The organism is Vibrio fujianensis, from assembly GCF_002749895.1.
Taxonomy (GTDB): domain Bacteria; phylum Pseudomonadota; class Gammaproteobacteria; order Enterobacterales; family Vibrionaceae; genus Vibrio; species Vibrio fujianensis.
The window spans coordinates 71,798-72,507 of record NZ_NBUS01000035.1; the positions used below are offsets into that span (position 1 = coordinate 71,798).

The 710-nt window shown below is 46.8% G+C and carries 1 protein-coding gene; it reads left to right on the top strand.

The genetic code is table 11. The annotated features are described in order from the left end of the window. Positions 1–710, top strand: a 710-nt coding sequence (locus tag B7C60_RS17605; RefSeq protein WP_245868436.1) for a cation:proton antiporter domain-containing protein, incomplete at both ends; no start/stop codon positions are given.

The following is a 710-nucleotide window of genomic DNA, read 5'->3' on the forward strand; positions in this document are numbered from 1 at the left end:
TTTGCTCGACCGCTCTCGGTTTGGATTGGATTGTTGCCGTTTAAGAGCTTTACTGCGCGTGAAAAATGGTTTGTCTCTTGGGTTGGTTTAAGAGGGGCGGTGCCTATTATTTTAGCGGTTTTTCCAATGATGGCTGGATTACCAGAGGCGCAACTCTACTTCAATTTAGCGTTTTTCGTGGTCATGGTCTCCTTGGTTGTGCAGGGCGGTACATTGACTAAGGCGATGAGTTTGGCGAAAGTTGAGTTGCCTCCGAAACCAGAACCGATTTATCGGACCGGTGTCGAGGCTTTTCCTACGAGTGAATGGGAGCTTTTTGTTTACACGCTAAAGCAAGATAAATGGTGCATCGGTGAACCGCTGCGTAACTTATTTATGCCGGAAGGAACTCGGATCGCTGCAGTATTTCGTCAACAGCAACTGTTACACCCTTCCGGCAGTACTCAGTTGCAAGAAGGCGACATTCTGTGTGTGTTAGGGCAAGAAAAAGATCTTCAAGCATTGAGTCAACTATTTAGCGAAGCACCGGAAAAAGCCTCTTTATCACGTTTCTTTGGGGATTTTTTCTTAGATATTGACGCTAAGTTGGTCGATGTTGCGCTGCTGTATGGGTTGGATCTTGGTCAGCTCGATCATCAAATGACGCTGCGAGAATTGGTGACTGAGCATTTGGGTACCACTCCTGTCTTAGGCGACCAGTTTGAGTGGTA